This window comes from Mobilisporobacter senegalensis (assembly GCF_003752155.1).
GTDB lineage: Bacteria > Bacillota > Clostridia > Lachnospirales > Lachnospiraceae > Mobilisporobacter > Mobilisporobacter senegalensis.
This window is the reverse complement of the sequence record NZ_RJVG01000017.1, coordinates 1-25,993: the sequence shown is the minus strand read 5'-3', so window position 1 is coordinate 25,993 and position 25,993 is coordinate 1. Positions and strand designations below refer to the sequence as shown.

The window sequence follows — 25,993 nt, the reverse complement described above, 5'->3', positions numbered from 1 at the left end:
ATTAAACATATTCCTCTATATATTGTTCAAATTCTTCCAAAGACATTAATACTTTTCTTGGTTTTGTTCCTTCTTCCGGTCCAACGACTCCTGCTTCACAAAGTTGGTCCATAATTCTTGCTGCTCTGTTGAACCCAATCTTATATACCCTCTGAAGCATACCAATTGATGCTTTATCTTTTTCAATAATAAATTTACCTGCTTCAATAAAATATTCATCCCGATCGCTGGCCGGACTGTTTCCAGCGCTTCCTGATACAGCGGTTGAAGTAATTTGATTTGCTATATCTTCACTATATTGAGGTTCACTGTTCTGTTTTGCTAAGAATTTTACTACTGCTCCCACCTCTTTATCAGATACGAAAGCACCTTGAATACGAACCGGTTTCGGATATCCAGATGGAAAGAATAACATATCGCCTTTACCAAGCAGCTTTTCTGCTCCTGCTCCATCAATAATAGTTCTTGAATCAATTGCAGAAGAAACAGAAAATGCAATTCTTGATGGTACATTGGCTTTAATCAGACCGGTAATAACATTAACAGATGGTCTTTGAGTTGCAATAATTAAATGTAATCCTGCTGCTCTTGCCATTTGTGCCAATCTACAGATGGCATCTTCCACTTCTCCTGGCGCTACCATCATAAGATCTGCAAGTTCATCGACGATAATTACGATCTGTGGCATTTTCTGATATCTTTCATCCTGATACTCTTCCACAGTCTTAATTTTCTCATTGTAGCCTTTAATATCACGAACACCAATCTCTGCAAATTTATTATAACGTTCTGTCATCTCCATAACGGCCCAGTTAAGAGCTGCAGATGCTTTCTTAGGGTCAGTCACTACCGGAATTAATAAATGAGGAATCCCGTTGTAGACACTAAGTTCTACTACCTTAGGATCCACCATGATAAGCTTCACATCTGCCGGGTCCGCTTTATATAAAATACTCATGATCAATGTATTAATGCATACAGATTTACCGGAACCAGTTGCACCTGCAATTAATAAATGAGGCATTCTGGCAATATCAGTTACTACAGTTTGTCCACCAATATCTTTCCCTACTGCAAATGCAATATCTGAAGAGTGTTTCTTAAAATCATTGCTTTCGATTAATTCCCGTAACATAACAGCAGAATTAGTTTTATTCGGTACCTCAATGCCTACTGCTGCCTTCCCTGGAATTGGAGCCTCAATACGGATATCTGCTGCAGCAAGATTTAGCTTTATATCATCTGCCAGCCCTGTAATTTTACTTACCTTCACTCCTTGTTCCGGCTGCAGTTCATATCTTGTAACTGCAGGACCGCAGCTCACATTCGTAATAGTTACCTTTACTCCAAAACTTTCTAAGGTACTTTGCAGCTTCATTGCTGTTTCTTTTAATTCTACATCTGTAATTCCTTTTGCAGCACCTGCCGGCTTGGATAGCAGATCAATTGGCGGAAATATATAATCTTTCTTTAGTACAGCAGCTGTTCTTACAACAGGACTTATAAACTCGCCGGCATCTGCATCTTTTACCTTACCAGGAACAGTTTCACTCTCCGTAAATGCAGAAACAATTTCAGGAACAATGTTCTCTTCCTTTTCACTGTCTAAAGATTCATCTATAACACTATCCATATTCATGACTTTATTGGCGAGTTCTTTGATATCGTATGCTTTTCCCCTGCCAAATTTATTATCCAGTTCTTTCTCATATACCGGTTTGTCATCCTCGGATTCAGCAATATTTTCATTCATTTCCGTTCCACGTTGGATTGGTATATCCATAATCGTAGAATTTATTTCTTCCATGGCAAGGCCATTAGAAATATCTTGATTCATCCCTGCATTAGCTGCTGCAAATGACTCATCCGGTTCCTTATTATTCGTTGTTGTATTTTCCTGATCTGCTTTCTTGAAAGTAAATGTTTTGGCTTTTCTTTTCGGTGGTGCAGGTTCTTCCAATTCCATTTCTTCATATTCTGCTTCCCTTTGTTCAAGATATGCTTTTCTTTTTTCTTTCATATATGCTATCGTTTTCGTTCCATTCTTGCTTAGTGAGGCAAAGAAAAGTTTTTCTGTAATCAGCATGAACAGAATAATCATTAAAGCAATCAGTATTATGTAAGTTCCAATCTCTCCAAACAGTGGCGTCAGTAATTTGCAGATGATGGCGCCAACAAGACCTCCACCTAATTTACTCTCTGCAGACTGATTAAAATATTCCATTAATTTTAAAGCAGAGGTTTCATCATACAACATCTGCATGAAAGAAATTAATACGATGGATAGACAAATCATTGATATTAATTTTCTTGTTGCTATTTTGTTGCCCCTGTTGGCAATACGAAATGCTACTCCAAAGAAAAGAAAATAAGGGAGTAGATATGCAAAAAATCCAAACAAACCAAAAGTTGCAACATTAATTGCATTTCCTACAACCCCGCTTAAATGGAATCCGCTTAAAATTAACAATAAAGAAATAACCAACGTTATAATAAGAATTATTTCATCATGAAAAGAACTAAGATCACCCTTTGATTTATTCTTAGCTCCTTGTCCTTTATAATTACGTCTATTTGAATTGCTTTTATTTGTTTTCGTTGTTTTTGCTCTATTTGATGAATTGGCAGCCATGTAAACGCCTCCTTGCCACAATGTTCATAAAAAATTGATTCTTAGGCTTTATCATAGATAAACAGCTTTAGAATCAACTTTATTATAACGTTTATTAAATTTATATGCAAGAAGAATCTATTCCATTTTCGAACATTCTTTCTTGTTTTTAGCAACTTATTAACTTATCTCCGGTATTATGGAGTTAAGATTTTTTATTGTATATTCTCTGAATTATTTGTAGGATCGGCACTTTCAGCGGCATTATTGTTTTCTGCCCCACAATCCTCTTCATCCTCAGGCTTTGGTACTTTTGGGATCATTTCATTTAATCTTTGCAATGCTTTATTAATTCCTCCCACTTCATCTATCAGCCCTCTTACAACTGCTTCGTCCCCAATAAGTATGGAACCCACATCTTTTGCAAGTTGTTTCGTATCCAGCATAAGATCCCTAAAATCCTGCTTGGAAATTTTAGAATGTGAAATTACGAAATTTATGATTCTTTCTTGAATCTTTTCAAAATATTCATAAGTCTGAGCAACGCCAATGACAGTTCCGTTCATCCTTACCGGATGAATTATCATTGTCCCACTTGGTACAATGAAACTATAATCTGCAGAAACAGCAAGAGGCACACCAATGGAGTGGCTCCCGCCAAGTACTAATGAAACGGTGGGTTTGCTTAAGGACGCAATCATCTCCGCAATTGCCAGACCGGCCTCCACATCTCCGCCTACCGTATTAATAATGATCAAGACCCCATCAATATCGCTGCTGTCTTCAATTGCAGCTAATTGTGGCAGAACATGCTCATATTTTGTTGCCTTATTCGTAGTGGGCAGGCTCTCATGGCCTTCAACTTCACCAATAATAGAAAGTAGATGAATTTTAGACTTTTTATCATCATTTACTAAAGTCATCTGACCAAATTCTTTCATTTTCCCATCATCAAGTTCTTCTTTTTCTTTTTGCTCTCTTTCCTTCTCTATTTTATTACTATTGTTTTCCATAAGTATTCTCCTATCACATTTTTTAGATATGAACCAATGTAAAATATTAACATGATCTCAATAAAGATATTATTGAATCAATTTTACTCTTTGTTATTATGTGATTTTTATGAAGAAAATATTTATGAAACCTTAAATGAAGACATCTTCTATTTTTTAAATTTAATATTCTATTTTTTAATCATTCTAAACTATATGCCAATCTCCATTTTCCTTTTAAGAAGCGGATCACAAAACAACTTCCCCTGAATAACCAGTCCAATGTCATTGCAATCCAGATACCAAGCACTCCTAATCCATAATACTTACCAAGAACATAACTAAATATGATCCTCCACACCCACATCGATATGATAGAAACCATCATTGTGAATTTCACATCACTTGCGGCTCTTAGAGCATTAGGTAAGGTAAAAGATAATGGCCAGATAAAGATACAGACTACGCTGTGATACATAATCAAATTATATGCAATTTCAGTAGTCTCCTTTGAAAAATGATAGAAATTAACAATAGGCCCGCAAAGTAACGCTATAATAACATTAAGAATACCCATAATAATAAATGTAATTTTCATTAATTTAATTGTATAATATTTTGCCTGCTCTAATTCCCCTGCACCAACACATTGACCAACTACAGTAATAAGTGCAAGGCCAATTGCACTTCCGGGAATAATTTCAAAAGAAGCCACTGTATTGGCTATTGCGTTGCCGGCAATGGCTGTGGTTCCAAAGCTTGCAATCAAACTTTGTACTATAACTTTACCAATTTGAAACATACTATTCTCTAATCCATTGGGAACACCAATTCTCAGTATTTTCTTAATTAAAGTAAAATCCGGTTTAAATGAAAACTCTCTTCCAATATGTATATTATATTTTGTATTGCGTATTAACAGGAGCATAATGATTGCACCAGTGATGCGGGAAATTAAAGTTGGTATTGCAACTCCTTCTACACCAGCGTGAAAGCCATATAAAAAAATGGCATTACCAATAATATTAATGCCATTCATACCAAACGATATATACATTGACACTTTAGAATTTCCCATAGAACGAAATAATGCGGCACAAGCATTGTATAGACCCAGGAATGGATATGAGAATGCAGATATGAGAAAATATAATCTTGCATTATTCATAACATCAGTTTCTACATTTCCAAATGCTAAAGATAAAATCTCTTTATTGCCAATCAAAGCAATTAACATAATTGTGACGGCAATGGTGAAAACAGTAATTAAAATCTGATTTGCTGATTTACAGGCGCTTTTCTTATCATCATGCCCCAGAAACTGGGCAGAAACCACAGCACCTCCTGTTGCCAAAGCAGCAAAAATATTAATTAATAATATATTAATGGTATCCACTAAGGAAACCCCTGAAGCTGCTGCTTCTCCTGCTTTTGCTACCATTATGATATCAGCCATTCCTACTGTAATAGCTAAAACCTGTTCAATAATCAGTGGAAAAATTAACTTTTGTAAGTCTTTACGGGTAAACATGATGAACGCCTTTCTGATATTTATAAACTTAAAAACAGGAAGAAAACTCATGTTTTCTTCCCAACCTCTACAAATAGTATAACTCTAATGGATAAAATATCAATAGTTCTCAGGAACTTTCTTTCCCCATTGCAATTTTTGTATCTTAACTATATATTATAAGAAACTATATAGTTCTTTTAATTGTTTTATTTCATAATCAACACTTATCTTTTCTTTATTGTCCAAACTATCTGGATTAACCCAACAAGTAGCAACAGAAGCATTGTTTCCACCTTGTATATCTGAAGATAAAGAATCTCCAATAATAATGGTCTTTGATAAATCAAGATTTGGTATTCTTTCAAAACAATAATCAAAATATTCTTTCATTGGTTTCTGATAACCGGTTGCTTCCGATACAAAGATATCTTTAAAATAATCTTTCAATTTAGAATCCTGTAAACGTTTCATCTGTGTCCTGGTCACTCCGTTGGTCACAACATAAAGCTCATATTTCGGATGTAGATATTCCAGTACTTCCCTGGCCCCATCCATTAGAGCATGTCCTTCTCCTAATAATTCCTGGTATTCATCTTCAAAACGAATACCGTCCCCGTCAATCCCCAGCTCTTCAAATAACTTAACAAACCGGCTGTAAATAACCATATTACGGTCGATGATTCCTAACTCATATTGTTCCCACAAAAATTTATTAATACGTTCATAAGTTCCTTTCACATGTTCATCTAAAATATAATTATGCATTGCAAATACTTTTTCTAATGCTTCTTCCTCACTTGCTTTAAAATCTAACAAAGTACCATCAATGTCAAATAATATTGTTTTAAATTTATTCATAAAAACCTCTCATATTCTTTTATTCTAATATTTTTTACAATTTTATTATCATATAATTATAACATAGAGAGCACAAGAAACAAATCAAATTCCCATATTCTTTTATCCATTGGGTAAAAAAGGGCCGTCGCACTATGCGACAGCCCCGATAAATTATATTGAAAACTTACATATTTATTACTTTTTAACAGATCTTTGGATTGCTTTGATCATTTCAACAATCGGTATTACAGATACCGCAAGTAACATGGCAATTCCATATTCCTGAATTGAAATATGTTCAAATTCAAAAATTTCAGCTAAGAAAGGAACAGATATTACTGTTGTCGTTAATATAAAGGATACTATCATAGCACCAAACAGATACATATTCTTACGTTTCATCTTAAAGATAGATCCACGCTGTGATCTCATATTTAATGACTGGAATATCTCTGCCATAGACATCGTTAAGAATGCCATGGTAATACCGTCTGGACTACTTGCTACTTCCCATACACCAGATTCAATATAATGACCAATGAAATATGCAGCAATGGTAACAATTGAAATTAATAATCCTTGATATCCAATATCAAAACCTACTCCACCAGTAAAGATACCTTCTTTTGAAGAACGAGGCGGTCTGGTCATAAGATCATCTTCCCCTTCTTCCATACCTAATGCAAGTGCAGGGAAAGTATCTGTAATTAAGTTGATCCATAGTATATGAACAGGATGTAAGATAGTAAATCCTAACACTGTTGCAAAGAAGATGGATAAAACTTCACTTAAGTTTGATGCAAGTAAAAATTGGATTGATTTACGAATATTATCATAAATCTTTCTTCCTTCTTCCACTGCATTAACGATAGTTGCAAAGTTATCATCTGCAAGAACCATATCTGCAACATTCTTAGTAACATCCGTACCAGTAATACCCATACCAATACCAATGTCCGCACTCTTAATAGAAGGGGCATCATTTACACCATCACCAGTCATGGCAGTGATCATACCATTTTGTTTCCAGGCTTTTACGATACGAACTTTATGTTCTGGCTGGACCCTTGCATATACAGAATAGTTACCTATTGTTCTATTTAATTCTTCCTCACTGATATCATTCAACATTGCACCTGTAATTGCTTGTGAAGGATCATCAATAATTCCTAATTCCATGGCAATTGCTGCTGCAGTGTCTTTATGATCTCCGGTAATCATAATAGGGCGGATTCCCGCAACCTTACATTCTTTTATGGCATCTAAAACCTCTGGACGAACCGGATCAATCATACCAGTTAATCCAATAAAGATTAAGTCAGTTTCAAGGTCCTTTGCTTCAAAGGAAGATGGCATATTATCATATTCTTTATATGCTGCACATAAAACACGTAATGCTTTATCCGCCATTCTCTTATTATCTGCTAAAATAGAATTTCTAAATTCATCCGTTAATTCATGTACTGTACCATCTTTTAAGTATTTCGTACATAATTTAAGTACTTCATCGGGAGCACCTTTTGTGTATTGTATAAATCTACCATCCATTGAATGGACAGTCGACATCATCTTTCTCATTGAGTCAAATGGTGCTTCTCCCACTCTTGGTTTTTGATTCTTTAAGTCAGGTTTTCTTAAAGACAGCTTTGCCGCATAATTAACGAGTGCACATTCTGTAGGTTCACCAATCGTGTCTCCATTTCCATCAATCTCAGCATCGCTGCATAACGCCATTGCTGTAGCCAGTAATTCTTCATTATCACCAAAATGATCTACAACTGTCATCTTGTTCTGAGTTAATGTACCAGTTTTATCGGAACAGATAATCTGGGCACTTCCAAGAGTTTCTACTGCAGTTAACTTACGTATTACTGCATTTCTTTTTGACATATTGGTAACGCCTATGGATAATACGATCGTAACAACTGCAGCTAAACCTTCAGGAATTGCAGCAACTGCTAAACTTACTGCTACCATAAAAGTATCCAGCATAACTTCACTGCTGAAATCACCAATTTTAATTAATCGGAATGCAAAGATAAAAATACAGATTCCAATTACAATAAAACTTAATATTTTACTTAATCCTGCTAACTTAATTTGTAAAGGTGTAGAACTTTCTTTTGCCTTAGAAATCGCATCTGCGATTTTACCCATCTCAGTATTCATGCCAGTACCAACAATAACCGCCTGGCCCCTGCCATAAACTACAGTGCTTCCCATATATACCATATTTTTACGATCACCAAGGGATATATCTTTGCCATCGTCACTTAAAAGAGTGTCTTCTGTTTTTGTTACAGGAACAGATTCACCTGTTAAGGCCGCCTCTTCAATTTTCATACTGGCACATTCGATGATTCTTGCATCAGCTGGAACAGCATCCCCTGCTTCTAATATAACAATGTCACCAACAACAATATCTTCGCTTTTGATTGTTATCTGGCTTCCATTACGTATCACTTTAGATGTGGCTGCCGCCATCTCATTTAAAGCTTCAATCGCCTTTTCTGCTTTACTTTCCTGATATACACCAAGAAAAGCATTAATCAATACCACGATAAGAATAATAAAAACGTCTGCTAAAGATTCGTTTTCATAAGCTGCTGTAATACCAGATACAGCTGCTGCTGCAAGTAAAATAATGATCATAGGATCCATTAATTGTTTTACGAATCTCTCAGCCAAACTAATTTTTTTCGATTCTGCTAATTTGTTTTTGCCATTTTCATTAAGACGAGTCTCAGCCTCCTGCTCTGTCAATCCGGCTCTACTACTCTTAACTTCAGCTAATACATCCTCTGTGCCTTTCAAGTAATGTTGCACTGCACAATTCCTCCTTGTAAATAATTAATAGTAACTTGAATAATAATATTATCATAAACTTACCTAATTTGGAATATTAAGTAGTAATTTCTAATTATATTCTAATATTTTGTTGCAATTGAGCCATGCAGAAAGTATTGTACAAGTTGCACGTGGGTGCTTGCAGCTTTCTATATGGCTGAACTGTAACAATATTTGCTTAAATATGCCTACTTGCAATTATTTACAATACGAGAACTGTTTATTCCGAAATTTATAAAAGGGTTTTAAAACTCTTCAATACTCTAAATTGAAGAGTTTTAAAACCCATATCAAAGCTATTTTGTGGTACTTCCAAAACCACCATTTCTTATTTCTGTTGCATCATCATCTACGGTAATTCCATATTCTACAAAGATTCCCTGCATAAAACCAGTTCCTTCTTCAATATTTACTGATTTTCCCTCATTAGAATCATTGGTTATTTTTGAAAAAATATGACCTTCGTTATCAGAAAAATAATAGTCACTGTCTATAATACCTACTGTATTGTTTAATTGCAGGCGGAATTTAAATCCCAGTCCACTTCTTGGATAACATTTTAATACCCAATTTTCATCAATCCTTACCCGGATTCCTGTAGGTATTTTAATTGTTTCACCTGGGTTTAATATAAATGTGACCGGACTATAAAAATCATATCCTGCAGAACCTGTCGTTGCTCTCTTTGGTAATTTAATCTTCTCATATAATTGCTCTGCAAATTCCTTTGTATCATTTTCAAAAGAATCCATCCAATCTTTTATAAATTGTTCTTTGCTCACTTTAAAAAACTGTGCAACTTTTTTCATTTTATTCTCCGTTTCTTCCATCTTTTCTTCTGTTATATTTCCACTACAAATATAAAACCATATTTCCAGTTTCTATAGTTTTTTTAACGTCAATTACATTTTGATTGGAGCTTCCCCGCCAGTAAAGTTTTGGGTCTTTCAACTCTGCTACGAATTTTCCATCCACCAATACATCAATGTCTTTCATAAAATGAATATCTTTAATTTCATCCCATGTAAATCCAGTATAGACCCAAATGGACTTTTTCGGAAACTCGCTCCTGAGCTCTTTAATAAGCTCTCCTACTTCTTCTCTATGTACAGGATGAAGTGGGTCACCACCACTAAAAGTAATTCCTGAGTTATGACTATGTCTTAATTCTCTATAAATTTCTTCCTTTGCAGCTTCATCAAATAAAATTCCACCATTTATATCCCAAGTAACAGGATTTTGACATTCTTTACATGCATGAGTGCAGCCAGCCACCCATAATACGACCCGCAGTCCATCACCATTAAGCATGTCATCTTTCGTAATATTATGATATCTCATGACAATTCCTCGCTTATATTCAATTATTACATACTTTTTCTTTCCGCTATTTCAACCATTTTTGCATCATTTAATCTGGTATCGCCTTTTACCCTGGAATAAGAAAGATATCCATTCATACGGTCGATCTTTGTTAAATTCTTGCTGCCACAGTGTGGGCATTCATCCATATCTAATTCCTGATGTCCACAATCATCACAATATGCCAGAGAAAGATTCACACCTTCATAAAGTCCCATATCCATTGCCCTGCGCACCAAAGTTTTAATGGCTCCTACATTATAGTCAATTGGGTATTTTACATATTGTATTTTACCACCATTACTTAATTCCCAGAATCTGTACTCTAAATCTTGTTTCTGAATTGGAGTAATATCTTCTGTAACATGGCAGTGAAAACCATTGCTTACATATTCCCTGTCTGATACATTTTCAATAATACCATATTTTTTACGAAATTGGGTTACTTGCAAACCACATAAATTTTCTGCCGGTGTGGCATAGATCGCATATAGTTTTTTATCCTGTTCTTTAAATTCATTCACCTTTTCATTAATGTGCCTTAATGTATTTAAAGCAAATTCTCCATCATTGGCAATGGATTTCTTATTATATAATTGTTGTAATTCATTTAGGGCAGTAATACCAAATGAAGCTGTTGCCGTTTTCAAGATCGGCTTGATCTTGTCATGAATCCCCAGATTCCCACCATAGAAACCGCCTTCACAATAAGCAAGTGGATTGGTGGAGGCTCTCATTTCCCCAAGGTATGCATAAGTACGAAGATGTAATTTACGGATCAAATTCAAATAATAATCTAATACTTCATAGAAATCCCTGCTTTCCTGCTGGGATTTTGCATATATCATCGGAAGGTGAAGGCTTACAACACCAATATTGAACCTTCCCACAAAAACCGGTTTATCCTCTTCACCTGCTGGCTCCATTCCCCCTTCTTTGTACCAGGGAGAAAGAAAAGCTCTGCAACCCATTGGACTAATAATCTCACCATATTTCTTATACATACTTGAAACATATCCTTGTCCCGTTAAACTTAACCAATCCGGATACATGGTTTTACTGGAGCAACGAATTCCTGCTTCAAAGACATCTTCTAATTCTCCACCTTCTCCATGTAGATTTTCATCGTATAGGAACACAATCTTAGGGAACAGAACCGGCTTTTTACATTCTTTCTTTCCCTGTCCTTTTCTTCTGACATCTAATAAAGAGATGGACGCCATTTTTGCAAATTTACCAGTCCCTGTACCTGTCGTAACTGTAATAAATGGGTAGTCTCCACGACTGGATGCAACCGTATTGAACTTATACTCCCATCCTTGGAAGCCTTGTTCAAATTCTGTTTTAATATCCTCCATCGTTACCCTATGGGCAGTTTCATCGTCAAGTCCCAAATTTTTATATTTCCCCATTAATTTGTCATATGATTTTTGGGCATAAGGTTCAAGTAATGTATCTACACTGGGAACAGTGAAACCACCATATTGCTGACTGGCTGCACTAAGAACAATGTCTCCGATAACATCAAAGGCAACATCCAGGGTTTTGGGCTCATTATACCATAGGTTCCCCATCTCAAAGCCACCTTTTAACACGTTTTTCACATCAAAAAGACAGCAGTTCATAGTATCTCTTCTTGCAGACATATCATGGATATAGAGGTACCCATCTCTGGCTGCCTGTAATTCCTCTGTTGTTAAAAAGAATTTTTGATATAATTCTTTATTTAACTGATTAAAGATCAAACTTCTTTTTGTAGAGACTAAGGCACTATCTGTATTACTATTCTCTTTATCCCCAATATACATAATAGACTGGCTCTTCTTATAGACTTCATCCAGCATCTTGACAAAGTCCTGTTTATAGTTTCTATAATCTCTATAACTTTTTGCAACAAGTGAGTTTGTTTTCTCCAAAGCACTTTCCACCACATTATGCATCTCGCTAATATGTACTTCACTAAGGTTCATTGCGTTTACTTTTTCTTCAACGTAATTACAAATAAAATTCAATTCTTCTTCCGTAAAAGTAATCAATGCCCGATGGGCTGACTTATTTACAGCATTTACCACCTTTTGTACATTAAATTCTTCTAATGTATTATCTTTCTTTATCACTTTTATCATGCCAAATCCTCTTTCTGTATGTTCTCATTCCGGCAGTCATTTACCTTAAATAATTTTACCTAAATCGAAACCGAATGTCAACATATTGTGGTATGTTTTGAATTTAGCACAAGAGATTGTGTATTTGTGAAGAAATGGAAACCCTTATGAACCTGTTCCCGAATAGGATAAAGCACCCTTCATCCATACTTTATAACTAATATAGAAAAATATCATTCCAAGAAATGGAGAAAGATAGGTCAATGGGGGGATCTCATCTGGCTTTAAAAAGAATAAGCTGGGATAATATGCCACAAATGCAATGGGGATGATAAAAGTAAAAATAAAACGAAAAACCCTGCTAAATATTTTAACCGGATATCGTGCATAATCTTTAAACTTAAATGCGAATATCATAACAAAAGTAGAACCCATCAGCCAGAAATTAGTTGCTGCTGCCAGATTCATTAATGCAATCATAAACAAAGAAGCTGATATAAAACTAATGATCAGCAGTATAAGATTTTTTAGGGTAAATGGTATTCCGAGCTTATTCCACGCATAATATAAAGTTCCTGTTCCAAAGAAAAACTGCCCGATTCCTTTCATATCAAATACTTCTGACATATAGTAAAAGAAAAGATTAATTGGCCGCAGGCAATATTTAATAAAGTCCCCAGTATAAATGTGGCTGCGTAAATTCCAGTTATTATCAAAAAAACATTGGACCGGGGTTAAAGCAAGCAGGGAAAACCCATATAAAAATAACATTTCATAATAATTCCACCCTGCAATGGATGGAAAATTTTGAAATAATATCCAAAAGGTAATGAACCCTGAAACATTTGTAAAAACCATTCCAATGGTAGAAATAATAAAATCCGCCCGGTAGCTCATTTTACTTTTAAGATCCTGAGTCAAAATAATTTTATATAAATGAATATAAAATCCAAGACCTCTTTTGTTATCCATATCCTCAACCTCCATTTACTGTAATAATACGTTTTGATACATTCCAAAAAATCCTGCTGATAAGTATCATTATTGCTACCCAAAATATTTGAAATCCAATTATAGTTATATAATCTTTTGTCTCCAATGATTTATCAATAAGAATTTTGAGAGGTGAATTATAAATTGCCTGGAAAGGCAAAAAATTTACTATGGTCCGCAATCTATCCGGAAAAAATGCCAAAGGAATGCTCGCTCCAGATAAAAGTGCTACAACTACTTCTTTCATAATATTGACACCCCAGACAGATTCTGTATAAAAACAAATTACTCCGACAAAAAAATCAACACAGAAATTTATTACAATTGCCAGGATAACACTTAAAATAAAATAAATAAGATTTATACTTAAGGCAAAACCACCTTTTGTAATCAGGTACACAATGATTAAAGTCGGTAAAAAAGTAGTAAAAAAAGAAATGAGATACTGTCCTGAATTGGCAAAGAAACAAAAAACCTGATAATCCATTGGTTTAATTAATTCTAATGCAATCTGTCCCGTCTGAAAATTTCTACCAATACTCCATACAATAAAACATTCCATAAAATTAAATAATGCTAAAGCTAATACCAGGTAAATCATAGTATCATGGAAAGTCATCCCATTTACAACCTCACTGGAACTGGAGGCATAAATTGCTTTCCATAAATAATAGATAACAATTAAATAAATAAGATTACCTATTACTGTTATTAACATGCTGAATCGAAAAGATAAGCTTTCCATTATACTTCCCTTGGTAAGAGAAAAATACTTATTTAGGGTGAAGGATTTCTTATTGGTCATTCTAATCCTCCTTCATAAATCTTTTTAATTACACTTTCCGTTGATATTTCCTGTAAAGTCATATCAACAATTTTTTTTCTTTCCTGAATGCAATTAATAATTTTCATCATCGGAACTTCATCTTCATTTAACAATACATCTATCCATTTTTCATCCATACCCACAGATAATGATTTTGCACCTGAGAACTCTTCCTTTAGTAATGTATCTATTTCCATCATTGTATTCTCTACAGTTTCATTCTCTTTGCTTGCCCCATGTTTATTAAACATAAACCTTATAGTTCTGTATGCCCCAAAATACTTCCGAAGATTCTCAATATGATTGTCATAAAGAATGGTTCCCTTATCAATGATAACAATACGGTTGCAAAGTGCATCTACATCTCCCATATCATGAGTTGTAAGTATAACAGTCGTACCCCGTTCATGATTTAATACCTTGATCAATTCACGAATTTTACCTTTCATGGATACATCCAGACCAATGGTAGGTTCATCTAAAAATACAACGCTTGGATTATGTAAAAAGGAAGCTAAAATATCACATAGGGTTCGCTGCCCTAAAGACATTTGTCTTACTGTTTTATAATATAAATCACTGGCTCCAACTAAAGCATCAAAATATTCTAAATTATCCTTATAAGTCTTGTCATCAATCCGATATATTTCTTTTAATATGCGAAATGACTCAATTGCCGGAAGTGCCCACCATAATTGTGACCTTTGTCCAAATACCACACCGATATTTTCAGAATTTTTTGCTCTGTTTTTATATGGTACTCTGCCATTTACAAGTATTTCCCCACAAGTAGGTTCCAGAACACCCGTCATCATTTTGATCGTTGTAGACTTACCGGCACCATTTGGCCCTAAATAGCCTACAATTTCACCCTGCTTAATTTCCATTGAAATATCATTGACTGCCTTTAAGACCTTATAATCTCTTGAAAACAAATCCAAAAAACTGCCTTTAAGACCTACCCGCCGATTTAAAGTCTTAAATTCTTTTGTAATATGATCAATTTTTATTATAGAATCCATACTATCCCCCCAGTTTTATTTTATCCTTTAAAATATCAAATAAAAAATTAATTTGCAATACATTCTATAATTAAGATACTTTTTTATAAATTATATACTTAAAAGCAAAGGGAGCACCGTAACAAATGTTTCTATTACATAAATAAAGAAACTATTTAAACCAGAACGTTTAAATAGTTTCTCTCATACTCTTTTCCAATCACTATATGAATTTTAAATATTATAGCTTTTCCAAACCTTGCTCTAAATCTTCAATAATATCCCTTACATCTTCAATTCCAATGGATATTCTGATTAAATCCGGCTCTACTCCTGCAGAAATAAGCTGCTCATCTGTTAGTTGACGATGAGTCGTGCTAGCCGGATGAAGGACACTGGTTCTTGCATCTGCAACATGAACAACAATTGCTGCTAATTTAAGGCTATCCATTAATTTAACTGCAGCATCTCTTCCACCTTTTACTCCAAAAGAAATAACTCCACAAGTGCCACTTGGCATATATTTTTGTGCCAGATTATAGTATTTATTAGACTCCAGACCTGGATAGTTTACCCATTCAATTTTTTCATGTGTTTCTAACCATTTTGCTACCGTAAGGGCATTGCTGCAATGACGCTCTACTCTTAAATGAAGTGTTTCTAAACCAATATTTAATAAAAATGCACTGTTAGGAGAAAGAGTAACTCCTAAATCACGCATTAATTGAACCCTTGCTTTTACAAGATAAGCTGCTTTCCCGAAAGTTTCAGTATAAGTGATACCATGATAAGATTCGTCCGGTGTTGATAGTGATGGAAACTTGCCATTATCCCAATCAAAATTACCACCGTCAACAATCACACCACCCAGGGCAACTGCATGTCCATCCATATATTTGGAGGTAGAATGAACTACGATATTAGCTCCATGTTCAATTGGTCTGCAGTTAATTGGTGTTGCAAATGTATTATCTACAATGAATGGTATCCCATTTTTATGTGCAGCTAACGCAAATTTTTCCATATCAATGACTACAAGTGCCGGATTTGCAATTGTTTCCGCAAAGATACATTTTGTATTTTCTTTTATGGCCTTTTGCAGTTCTTCTTCTGTAGAATCTGGGGATACTAAAGTTACATCCACTCCAAATTTCTTTAAAGTCACAGTAAATAAATTGGTAGTTCCACCATATATGGCACTGGAAGCTATCATATGATCTCCGGCAGAACAAATATTAAGGATTGCTGTAGTAGTAGCTGCCTGTCCGGAAGAAGTACACATGGCACCGATTCCACCTTCTAAATCAGCTATCTTTTTCTCCACACAGTCTACCGTAGGATTAGAAAGTCTGCTATAAAAAAAACCTTCTGCTTCTAAATCAAAAAGCTTTCCAACATGTTCACTTGAATCATATTTAAAAGTGGTACTTTGATAAATGGGTAATACTCTTGCTTCTCCGTTTTTAGGTTCGTAACCAGACTGAATACATTTGGTATTAATATGATATTTATTCATGATATCGCCTTTCCTATTTTTATAGATTTAAATTTCCGCTTTCCCATAGTTTCTTCGTATTTTCAATATTTATTTTGGATAGATTTCCAACAAGGGATAAACTCAGATTATCTATTCGTAGATATTTCTCCATAAATCCATGAATTTCTTCATTTGTAACAAGATTAACTCTGCTGATTGTTTCATCTATTGATATTATTTTTTCATGATTTAACAATGATTTCCCATTGTTATTCATTCTGTTTTTTGTACTTTCACTGTCAATGATCAATTCTGTCTTAATCTGTTCTTTCATCTGAACTAATTCTTCCTCTGTAATCCCGGTTTTTTTCAGTTCTTCAATGATCTGAATAATTTTTTTTAAAACCGTAGTCAGCTTACTGGGGTTTAACGCGGCATCAATATGAAAAAGACCTGCTTTTTCATAAGAACAGCTATAGGAATAAATAGAATAGGTATATCCTAATTCTTCCCGAATGATTTGATATAGCTTAGAATTTTCCGAACCACCTAAAAAAGCATTCACAATGGCAAGAGGATATTTTTCATCCGAATGATAGTCGATACAGTCAAAAGCAAGATTCATATGTATCTGTTCAATATCTCTATGACTTGTGTAAATACATCTTTCATACTTCGGTCTTGTAAGTTCTGCCTCAATAGTTCTATGAGGTATCTCTCCGAAATTAGCTTCTAATGCCCTCATTACCTCATCTTCTTTATAATGTCCAGCTATTGATATTACTATATTTTCAGCTATATAATTCCTATTCTTAAACTCCAGAAGCTCCTTTTTGGTATAGCTATTTACAATTTCTTTTTCACCGGAGATTATAAATCCTAAAGGATGGTCCTTCCAGACTTCTTTCTGTAACATCTCGTGAACCATATCTTCGGGAGAATCTTCATACATATCTATCTCTTCAATGATCACACTTTTTTCTTTCTCTATATCTGATTCCTCGAATAATGAATTTTGTATCATATCCCCCACAATATCAATTGCCATAAGAAGGTGCTCATCTAATGTAGTAACATAATATGTAGTACATTCTTTACTGGTATATGCATTCATATTGCCACCAATCTTTGCAGTATCTTCAGCAATTTTTTTGGCACTTCTGTTTTTTGTACCTTTAAATAACATATGTTCGATCATATGAGATATCCCATTGTTATACTTTGTCTCATTTGCTGAACCTACTCTCACCCAAACACCAAAGGATACACTTCTTAGATAATCCATTTCTTCTAATACTACTGTAATTCCATTTGATAGTTTTTTAATAGAAACCATGTATCAATTCCTTCCTGCTTATATAATATGGCTTATTAGGAAACTCGTAAATGTGTCTATGATTGTTCCGGCTTCCTAATATAACTTACCAAAAGAAGGTGCCTCAAAATTGATATTTTGAAACACCCTCTATTATTTTACGATTAGTCTTGGTTTACATCTTTCATACTAAAGCTGATTCTGCCCATCTTATCTTTTCCAAGGCATACCACTTTTACAATATCTCCAAGAGTAAGCACATCTTCAACATGGTTAATTCTTTCTTTAGAGATTTTTGAAATATGAACCATTCCTTCTTTACCTGGTGCAAATTCAACAAACGCACCAAATTCTTTGATACTAATAACTTTACCTGTGAATACTTGTCCTTCTTCAAAGTCAGTCGTTATGATACGAATCATATTCATTGCCTTCTCGATACTATCAGCATCCACTCCACCAACGGATACAGAACCGTCATCTGTAATATCTATCTTAACACCAGTTTGTTCAATAATTGCATTAATTGTTTTTCCTCTTTGTCCAACAACATCACCAATTTTCGCTGGATCAATTGACATCTGAACAATTTTTGGTGCAAATTGGCTTAGTTCTGTACGAGGTTCACTGATACAAGGAGCCATAACTTCATCTAAAATATATGTTCTTGCTTCTTTTGTTCTATAAATAGCTTTCTCAATGATTTCTCTTGTTAAGCCGTGGATCTTAATATCCATTTGAATTGCAGTAATTCCTTTATGAGTACCTGCAACTTTGAAATCCATATCTCCAAAGAAGTCCTCTAACCCTTGAATATCTGTTAAGATGATATAATCATCATCCGTGTCACCTGTAACAAGACCTACAGAGATACCTGCAACCATTCTCTTGATTGGAACTCCAGCTGCCATAAGTGATAAAGTAGAGGCACAGATACTACCTTGGGAGGTAGAACCATTGGATTCCATGATTTCTGATACAGTACGAATCGCATATGGGAACTCTTCTTCTGTAGGAAGCACTGGAACTAAGGCACGTTCTGCTAAAGCACCATGACCGATTTCACGTCTTCCTGGTCCACGGGAAGGTTTTGTTTCACCAACTGAGTAAGATGGGAAATTATAATGATGCATATATCTTTTGCCTGTTTCTGCTTCATCAAGTCCATCTAATCTTTGTGTTTCTGAAAGCCCGCCTAAAGTTGTAATCGTAAGCACCTGGGTCTGACCGCGAGTAAACATGCCTGAACCATGAGTTCTTGGTAAGATGTCTATTTCAGCCGCAAGAGATCGAATCTGAGCCATATCTCTGCCATCAGGACGTTTATGATCTTTTAATATCATCTTGCGAACAGTTTTCTTTTGGAATTTATAGACCGCTTCATCAATAAATGGAATCCAGTCAGGATTCATCTCAGCATAACGAGCTTCTAACTTGTTTTTAATTTCTCTGATATTAGCTTCTCTTATTTGTTTTTCATCTGTAAATACTGCTTCTTCCATTGCCTCTGGAGTTATGAAATTCACAATATCATCGTAAAGATCCTGTGGAGTATCACAGTGAATATATTCATGTTTTGGCTTTCCACATTCTGCAACGATCTTATCAATAAATTCAATTACCTTTTGATTTAATTCATGAGCTGCAAATATTGCTTCAATCATCTGATCTTCCGGTATTTCATTGGCACCAGCTTCAATCATGATTACTTTTTCTTTCGTAGATGCAACAGTAAGAGCTAAGGTAGATGCAGCTTTTTCAGCAGAAGTTGGGTTAAATACTAATTTACCGTCTATCATACCCATCATTGTAGCTGCAGTAGGTCCATCAAATGGAATATCTGAAATTGCAGTTGCAATGGCAGAGCCTAACATTGCAGTAAGTTCCGGACTACAATCCTGATCCACACACATAACCAGGTTATTAAGTGTTACGTCATTTCTATAATCTTTTGGAAAAAGGGGTCTCATAGGTCTGTCAATAACACGGGATGTCAGGACAGAATTCTCTGAAGCCTTTCCTTCTCTTTTATTAAATCCACCTGGTATTTTACCTACGGCATATAATTTTTCTTCATATTCTACACTTAGAGGGAAGAAATCAATTCCTTCTCTAGGTTTTTCAGATGCAGTTGCTGTGGATAATACTACTGTATCACCATAATGCATAAATGCTGCACCATTTGCTTGTGCTGCTACTCTGCCTACATCGACTGTAAGTGTTCTACCAGCAAGTTCCATGGAAAAACTTTTGTACATGGCATTATCTCCTTTATTCTATTTTGGTTGGAGATGCCGAAACAACTGAAAAACCCACTCTGTGAATGATCTTTTCAGAAGTCTCGGGATACATCTCCACCACATTAACTCTTTTATTATATCACTTGTAACAAAAATATGCTACTAGATATTGGTTAAAATTTTTATATTAATTATTATCTTATTTTTCTTAAAATTTTATTCTATATAAAGAAGAGTCACCTCTTAATTACAAAACTCATAAAATAGATTGAATACCTTTATGGAGGTACCTATGAATTATAAATATAAAGTTTGTGTCTATGCAATCTGTAAAAATGAAGAACAATTTGTTGATCGATGGATGGATCATGTACAGGAAGCAGACCTTATTGTTGTTGCTGATACTGGCTCTACCGATAATACCGTTGATAAATTAAGACAACGAGGAGCCTATGTATATAACTATAATACCCAGCCATTTCGATTTGATCATAGCAGAAACTATTGTTTAAATCTTATTCCCCAGAATATAGATATTTGTGTTTCTGCAGATCTTGATGATGTTATTGAACCTGGATGGAGAGAAAAATTAGAAGAAGCATGGCAACCTGACACTACAAGAGGATTGTACTTATATAATTGGAGTTTTTATCCGGATGGTACACCGGCAGTACAGTATATTCATCAGCGCATCCATGCCAGACATGATTTTCAGTGGATGTATCCCACTCATGAAGTTCTGAAATATACTGGTGAGGCTGAAGAAAAACAGGTTTTCATCAAAGGATTAGTTTATAATCATTATCCTGATGCTACCAAAGACCGAAGCTTAAATCTACCTTTATTAGAATTAGCAGTGGAAGAAGATCCAGGCGATGGAAGAAACCTCCATTACCTTGGACGGGAATATATGTTTGACGGTCAATGGAAAAAATGTATTGATATACTTACGAAATATCTGGATCCAGCAATATCATCCTGGGATGAGGAACGTTCTGCCTCCATGAGATTTATTGCAAGGGCTTATGGAGAAATGGGAAATCGATACGAACAAAAAAAATGGTTATACCGGGCTCTTGCAGAAGCGCCATTTCTTCGTGAACCTTACATTGAACTGGCTTATATAGCTCATAATGAGCAAAACTGGATAGCTTTATACTTTTATTCAACAGAAGCATTGAAAATCACAGACAAAACATTACGGTATGTGAATGAATCTTTTGCATGGGATTATACTCCATATGATTTTGCAGCATTGGCCTGCCATAATCTTGAGATATCACACAAAGCAATTTCTTATTCACTAGAGGCAATGAAATTATCTCCTAATAATCAAAGGCTGAAAGACAATCATCAATTTTATCTTCAGGGGTTAAAAATAGGCAAGTAGTCAACAAATAGATAACCTAATAGATTTTCCTTCATATAATAATATGAGGTAAGAGTGTCAAATCCTATATTAGGAGGTATATTTATGCAAAATAGCCCTGATTCAAATAGATCTAATGAAATAATGAATTCAAATAGCATAAATTCTAATGATTTAAATGAATCATCTTCAATAGATCCTAACGAAAGATATTTCCATCATCAACATCGTCATAGAAGAAGGTTCTGTAATAATGTTGGATTTTATAATAACAGATATTATAGTAGAGAAATGACCACAAATAATGATACATCTGAATCATCACAACCAAAACCATTGAATTCTATTACAATAGATTCCAGAAACTGTGAATACTTAAGGGGTCCTACTGGCCCTACCGGCGCCACTGGATCACAAGGACCAGTAGGTCCACAGGGACCAGCAGGAGCAACCGGGCCTACTGGTCCCGCTGGTTTTAATGGCATCACCGGTCCTACTGGCGCTGCCGGTCCTGCTGGTTTGAACGGTATCACTGGGCCTACTGGGGCTGCCGGTCTTGCTGGTTTGAACGGTATCACCGGCCCTATCGGTCCTACTGGCGCTACCGGGCCCGCTGGTTTCAATGGTATCACTGGGCCTACTGGCGCTGCCGGTCCCGCTGGTCTCAATGGTATCACCGGTCCTACTGGCGCTGCCGGGCCCGCTGGTCTCAATGGTATCACCGGTCCTACTGGCCCTACTGGTATCAATGGTATCACTGGGCCTACCGGTCCTACTGGCGCTGCTGGTCCTGTTGGTCCTACCGGTCCCGCTGGTTTGAACGGTATCACTGGGTCTACCGGGGCTACCGGTCTCGCTGGTTTGAACGGTATCACTGGGCCTACCGGTCCCACTGGCGCTGCCGGTCCCGCTGGTCTCAATGGTATCACCGGTCCTACTGGGGCTACTGGCCCTGCTGGTTTCAATGGTATCACCGGCCCTACTGGCGCTGCCGGTCCCGCTGGTCTCAATGGTATCACCGGTCCTACCGGTCCTACCGGCCCTACTGGCGCTACCGGGCCTGCTGGTTTGAACGGTATCACTGGTCCTATCGGTCTCGCTGGTCTCAATGGTATCACTGGGCCTACCGGTCCCGCTGGTCTCAATGGTGTCACTGGTCCTACTGGCCCTACCGGGGCTACTGGTCCTGCTGGTCCTGCTGGTCCTGCAATTAATCTGGATGACTTTGGAATAATACAACGCCGCTCGGCGGGCGAGATGGTTGCAAATGGCGGAATGGAAGTTTTTACAGGAAACACACCAACAGGATGGACAACAAATACTCCTCAAATTGTTTCACCAATTTTTGCACCAGGACGTATCCATTCTGGAATCCTGGCAGTAAATCTTCTCAATGGAGCTGACCTGATTCAGACTATAAATGGAATTGTTCCAGGAAATTATTATGAATTCTCATTCTTTGCACACGGAGAAGGAGAAGCTGTCGGCTTAAAAGCTGAAATTATATTTGTGACTTCTTCTGGTAGTATATCCGGTGCTGTTATTTCAATAAAAGAAGAAGATATTCCAAATGCTAACCGGGTCTTTGCTTATTATAGAATTACAACAACTGCTGCACCACAAGATGTTACTGGTGCAAGGATTGAATTTAATGTTTCCTCAGAAGGAGGGCAATCATTAGATTTAGATGACGTTTCTTTCACTGTTGCATGATTCAAAAGCTGTTTAAAATATGACATGTTTAGAAAGAGACTATATATCTCTCAAAATTTTGAATAGTATATAGTCTCTTTCTAATCGATTTATATTTTCATCTGCTTCTTTTCAGTTTGCAGACAACAGATTGATATGGTTGTAGTTCCAATATATTTCCATCCATTGTTAATATATCATAATTGTTCAAAAGTATTTTTTGTATCCCATCTTTCAATTCAATCCTTGTTCCATGAGAATCATAATTATTCAAAATTAAAACTCTCATATCCTTATCCACTCTTTCATATCCTATTATATTTTCCATTTCAGTATATGCAGGTTTAAATTCACCATAAATAAATAGGTTTTTGTATTCTGTTGAATTTCTAAGTCTCGTTAATTTTTTATAATAGGATAATAAAGATTGCTCCTCTTGTAACTGGCTGGCAACATTTATCATCGTATAATCAGGATTTACAGGAAACCATGGTTTACCACCTGAGAAACCACTATATTCTGATGCGTCCCATTGCATTGGTGTCCTTGCATGCTCTCGGCTTCTTCGATTTACCAAATTCAAGGCTTCCACCTGACTAAGTCCATCTAATAATGCTTTCTCATATATTTCAAAGGTCGATACATCCACATATTCATCAATACTTTTCTTCTCGTAGTTCATCATTCCTATTTCCTGCCCTTGATATAGGAATGGAATCCCCCTTAAATAAAAATACATTGTTCCAAGCATAGACCCACTGTAGAAATTTCTATTTTCCTTCGGTATAAATTTATTCAATGCTCTGGGCTGATCATGATTTTCTATAAATTCAGATACAAAACCATACTTTTGTGCCTCTAACTGATATGTAAACATTGCTTCTTTGATTTCTTTTACTGAATATTGCTGTTTCTCATAGCTTGCTTCGTCTTCAATCCCCTCATTATAGCTGAAATCAAAAACAGTTGAGAAAAATCCGTCTTCTTTAATATAATTAGAAAGACAGTTCACGTCTAATGACATTGCTTCACCCACAGTCATAGCATCATGAGGTAAAAAGGTTCTCTCTTTTAACTCATTTAGGAAAACTTCAATCCCTGGAACATTCGCATACATATCCCAGGCATTTACCAGACCATCTTCTCTATCTGCTGGTCTTCCCTCAAAAGAAGGATGCTTCTTAATATGAGTTATGGCATCTACACGAAAGCCGCCAATTCCCTTATCAAGCCAATAGTTCACCATCTTGTAAAGTTCTTCTCTTAATTTTTCATTCTCCCAATTCAGATCTGGCTGCTCTTTTGTAAATAAATGAAGGTAATACTTATTTGTTCCTTCAATCTTCTCCCATGCACTTCCACCAAAGATTGATCTCCAATTATTTGGTGGATTTCCCCCATTTCCCTCCTTAATAATATAATAATCTGCATACGGACCTTCTAAATCTTCCATCGCTCTTAAAAACCACTCATGTTGATCTGAAGTATGATTAATTACAAGATCCATAAGTATTTTAATACCTCGTTTGTCTGCTTCTTCAATCAATTGATCCATATCCTTCATTGTACCAAACATAGGATCGATTTCATAATAATCGGATATATCATAACCATGATCGACCATAGGCGATTGATAGACAGGGGATATCCATATTATATTCACCCCCAGATCTTTAATATAATCTAAACGATTTATGATTCCCTGTATATCTCCATAACCATCACCATTTGTGTCGTAAAAACTTTTGGGATAGATTTGATAAACGATTCCGTCATGCCACCACTTTTTTCTCATCTTATCTTTACCTCCGTATAAAACATGTTAGTATACCACTATTTTTATATTATAAAGATAAGTCTAATGTATATCTAACACTTTACTGACATGTAATAACATAATTTTGACTCACTGGCACATCGGGCGGATTACCGAAGGGTCTGTATATGGTATTTTAAAAATTAGAATGCCACTGGCAAATGGGGCTATATCATACTCCTGAAAGTAAATTGCAATTCCTTCTGTCGTCAGATAAAAATTATTTTCACTAAACTTTTCACTGATAATAATATAATAATACTCATAGTATAGATTTTGATTTTTTTTAAGCTGACTTTCAATCTGCTCTCTTAACCGGTTTAATATATACTCTTTATAGCTAGGTGATTCATAGAATAAATCTCTAAAATAGATTGGTTTACCCTCTTGTATATCCCAAGAATAGGAGAAACGATTTGTTCTCCCATGTGGTCCGCCTGTATATTCATATTGATCAAAATAAAGACTAAGTGCACAATCCTGATTAAATGTCACCTGATAATCCATATAGATTTCAAATACACGAACAGGAGTCCCATATGTTTTAGATTTCTGAAATTCTTCTACTGCAATTTGATATAAGCGATTAATCACATATTGTTCATATACTCTTGCTTTTGTCTCCAGTTCAAGATTTATTTCATTAATGTATGCTGCAAATCGCTCGGATTCAAAATGAGGAAAATAAATAGTATAGATTAATATTTCCGTATTTTCATATGACAGTTCACTTTGTAACATATATTTATTCACTGTAACTTGATATTCCATGGCATATTCCCTCCTTTATGTTATCATATGTATGCAAATTATTCTCTTGCAAGTACATAAAGTGAAACTTAATTAGAGGTGAATAAAACCATAGCTGAATTTTAGCTGCCAGTCATCAGATAAATACAAAAAAGGGGCTGTAAAAAAACGGCCATAAAGAACGGCCATAGTAACACCAGACGGTGAAGCTATGGCTGTTCTCGATTTATTTACAAGATTATAT

At 35.5% G+C, this 25,993-nt stretch carries 18 protein-coding genes; 2 read left to right on the top strand and 16 right to left on the bottom strand.

Going from position 1 to position 25,993, the window contains the following annotated elements; genetic code table 11:
* Position 1: 1 nt before the first annotated feature.
* From EDD66_RS17580 to EDD66_RS17515, 14 genes are all read right to left on the bottom strand, one after another.
* Positions 2-2,632, bottom strand: coding sequence for an FtsK/SpoIIIE family DNA translocase (locus EDD66_RS17580; RefSeq protein WP_123610902.1), 2,631 nt, complete (start codon positions 2,630-2,632; stop codon positions 2-4).
* Positions 2,633-2,826: 194 nt separating this feature from the next.
* Positions 2,827-3,624, bottom strand: a complete 798-nt coding sequence (locus EDD66_RS17575) for a ClpP family protease (RefSeq protein ID WP_123610901.1) — start codon at positions 3,622-3,624, stop codon at positions 2,827-2,829.
* Positions 3,625-3,805: 181 nt separating this feature from the next.
* Entirely contained in the window at positions 3,806-5,134 is a 1,329-nt protein-coding gene (locus EDD66_RS17570) for an MATE family efflux transporter (RefSeq protein ID WP_207667815.1), read from the bottom strand.
* Positions 5,135-5,290: 156 nt separating this feature from the next.
* On the bottom strand, positions 5,291-5,974 hold the full coding sequence (locus tag EDD66_RS17565; protein WP_123610900.1) for a YjjG family noncanonical pyrimidine nucleotidase: 684 nt from the start codon (positions 5,972-5,974) through the stop codon (positions 5,291-5,293).
* A gap of 177 nt (positions 5,975-6,151) precedes the next feature.
* Positions 6,152-8,782, bottom strand: a complete 2,631-nt coding sequence (locus EDD66_RS17560) for a cation-translocating P-type ATPase (protein WP_123610899.1) — start codon at positions 8,780-8,782, stop codon at positions 6,152-6,154.
* A 317-nt stretch (positions 8,783-9,099) separates the two neighbouring features.
* Positions 9,100-9,612 carry a dCTP deaminase/dUTPase family protein gene (locus EDD66_RS17555; RefSeq protein ID WP_123610919.1) on the bottom strand — a complete coding sequence of 171 codons (513 nt, stop codon included), beginning with the start codon at positions 9,610-9,612 and terminating at the stop codon, positions 9,100-9,102.
* Between the two features lie 43 nt (positions 9,613-9,655).
* Entirely contained in the window at positions 9,656-10,144 is a 489-nt protein-coding gene (gene nrdG / locus EDD66_RS17550) for an anaerobic ribonucleoside-triphosphate reductase activating protein (RefSeq protein ID WP_123610898.1), read from the bottom strand.
* 26 nt (positions 10,145-10,170) lie between these two features.
* Positions 10,171-12,291, bottom strand: a complete 2,121-nt coding sequence (gene nrdD, locus EDD66_RS17545; RefSeq protein ID WP_123610897.1) for an anaerobic ribonucleoside-triphosphate reductase — start codon at positions 12,289-12,291, stop codon at positions 10,171-10,173.
* A 144-nt stretch (positions 12,292-12,435) separates the two neighbouring features.
* Positions 12,436-13,242 (bottom strand): ABC transporter permease, encoded by an 807-nt coding sequence (locus tag EDD66_RS17540; protein WP_123610896.1) that lies wholly within the window; start codon positions 13,240-13,242, stop codon positions 12,436-12,438.
* 4 nt (positions 13,243-13,246) lie between these two features.
* Complete coding sequence (locus tag EDD66_RS17535) at positions 13,247-14,068, bottom strand: ABC transporter permease (protein WP_123610895.1); 822 nt, start codon at positions 14,066-14,068, stop codon at positions 13,247-13,249.
* Positions 14,065-15,111, bottom strand: a complete 1,047-nt coding sequence (locus EDD66_RS17530) for an ABC transporter ATP-binding protein (RefSeq protein WP_123610894.1) — start codon at positions 15,109-15,111, stop codon at positions 14,065-14,067. The genes EDD66_RS17535 and EDD66_RS17530 overlap by 4 nt, the downstream gene beginning before the upstream one ends.
* Before the next feature lie 220 nt (positions 15,112-15,331).
* Positions 15,332-16,606, bottom strand: coding sequence for an O-acetylhomoserine aminocarboxypropyltransferase/cysteine synthase family protein (locus tag EDD66_RS17525; RefSeq protein WP_123610893.1), 1,275 nt, complete (start codon positions 16,604-16,606; stop codon positions 15,332-15,334).
* Between the two features lie 19 nt (positions 16,607-16,625).
* Positions 16,626-17,903, bottom strand: a complete 1,278-nt coding sequence (locus EDD66_RS17520; protein WP_123610892.1) for a M16 family metallopeptidase — start codon at positions 17,901-17,903, stop codon at positions 16,626-16,628.
* Positions 17,904-18,046: 143 nt separating this feature from the next.
* The gene (locus EDD66_RS17515) at positions 18,047-20,140 is read right to left on the bottom strand and encodes a polyribonucleotide nucleotidyltransferase (RefSeq protein WP_123610891.1); all 2,094 of its coding nucleotides are present in this window, start codon (positions 20,138-20,140) and stop codon (positions 18,047-18,049) included.
* Positions 20,141-20,414: 274 nt separating this feature from the next.
* Between EDD66_RS17515 and EDD66_RS17510 the strand changes: the two genes are divergently transcribed.
* Positions 20,415-21,512, top strand: coding sequence for a tetratricopeptide repeat-containing glycosyltransferase (locus EDD66_RS17510; RefSeq protein WP_123610890.1), 1,098 nt, complete (start codon positions 20,415-20,417; stop codon positions 21,510-21,512).
* 84 nt (positions 21,513-21,596) lie between these two features.
* A complete protein-coding gene (locus EDD66_RS18835) occupies positions 21,597-23,204 on the top strand; it encodes a collagen-like domain-containing protein (protein WP_279232887.1) in 1,608 nt (535 codons plus the stop codon).
* Between the two features lie 97 nt (positions 23,205-23,301).
* Here EDD66_RS18835 and EDD66_RS17500 read toward each other — a convergent pair whose 3' ends face one another.
* Entirely contained in the window at positions 23,302-24,978 is a 1,677-nt protein-coding gene (locus EDD66_RS17500) for an alpha-glucosidase (protein WP_123610889.1), read from the bottom strand.
* A 111-nt stretch (positions 24,979-25,089) separates the two neighbouring features.
* Positions 25,090-25,770 carry a DUF3298 and DUF4163 domain-containing protein gene (locus EDD66_RS17495; RefSeq protein ID WP_123610888.1) on the bottom strand — a complete coding sequence of 227 codons (681 nt, stop codon included), beginning with the start codon at positions 25,768-25,770 and terminating at the stop codon, positions 25,090-25,092.
* Positions 25,771-25,993: the final 223 nt, after the last annotated feature.

Coding starts and splice junctions, on each gene's coding strand:
- EDD66_RS17580 (WP_123610902.1), bottom strand. CDS start 2,632: ATGGCTGCCAATTCATCAAATAGAGCAAAAACAACGAAAACAAATAAA.
- EDD66_RS17575 (WP_123610901.1), bottom strand. CDS start 3,624: ATGGAAAACAATAGTAATAAAATAGAGAAGGAAAGAGAGCAAAAAGAA.
- EDD66_RS17570 (WP_207667815.1), bottom strand. CDS start 5,134: ATGTTTACCCGTAAAGACTTACAAAAGTTAATTTTTCCACTGATTATT.
- EDD66_RS17565 (WP_123610900.1), bottom strand. CDS start 5,974: ATGAATAAATTTAAAACAATATTATTTGACATTGATGGTACTTTGTTA.
- EDD66_RS17555 (WP_123610919.1), bottom strand. CDS start 9,612: ATGAAAAAAGTTGCACAGTTTTTTAAAGTGAGCAAAGAACAATTTATA.
- nrdG (WP_123610898.1), bottom strand. CDS start 10,144: ATGAGATATCATAATATTACGAAAGATGACATGCTTAATGGTGATGGA.
- nrdD (WP_123610897.1), bottom strand. CDS start 12,291: ATGATAAAAGTGATAAAGAAAGATAATACATTAGAAGAATTTAATGTA.
- EDD66_RS17540 (WP_123610896.1), bottom strand. CDS start 13,242: ATGGATAACAAAAGAGGTCTTGGATTTTATATTCATTTATATAAAATT.
- EDD66_RS17535 (WP_123610895.1), bottom strand. CDS start 14,068: ATGACCAATAAGAAATCCTTCACCCTAAATAAGTATTTTTCTCTTACC.
- EDD66_RS17530 (WP_123610894.1), bottom strand. CDS start 15,111: ATGGATTCTATAATAAAAATTGATCATATTACAAAAGAATTTAAGACT.
- EDD66_RS17525 (WP_123610893.1), bottom strand. CDS start 16,606: ATGAATAAATATCATATTAATACCAAATGTATTCAGTCTGGTTACGAA.
- EDD66_RS17520 (WP_123610892.1), bottom strand. CDS start 17,903: ATGGTTTCTATTAAAAAACTATCAAATGGAATTACAGTAGTATTAGAA.
- EDD66_RS17515 (WP_123610891.1), bottom strand. CDS start 20,140: ATGTACAAAAGTTTTTCCATGGAACTTGCTGGTAGAACACTTACAGTC.
- EDD66_RS17510 (WP_123610890.1), top strand. CDS start 20,415: ATGAATTATAAATATAAAGTTTGTGTCTATGCAATCTGTAAAAATGAA.
- EDD66_RS18835 (WP_279232887.1), top strand. CDS start 21,597: ATGCAAAATAGCCCTGATTCAAATAGATCTAATGAAATAATGAATTCA.
- EDD66_RS17500 (WP_123610889.1), bottom strand. CDS start 24,978: ATGAGAAAAAAGTGGTGGCATGACGGAATCGTTTATCAAATCTATCCC.
- EDD66_RS17495 (WP_123610888.1), bottom strand. CDS start 25,770: ATGGAATATCAAGTTACAGTGAATAAATATATGTTACAAAGTGAACTG.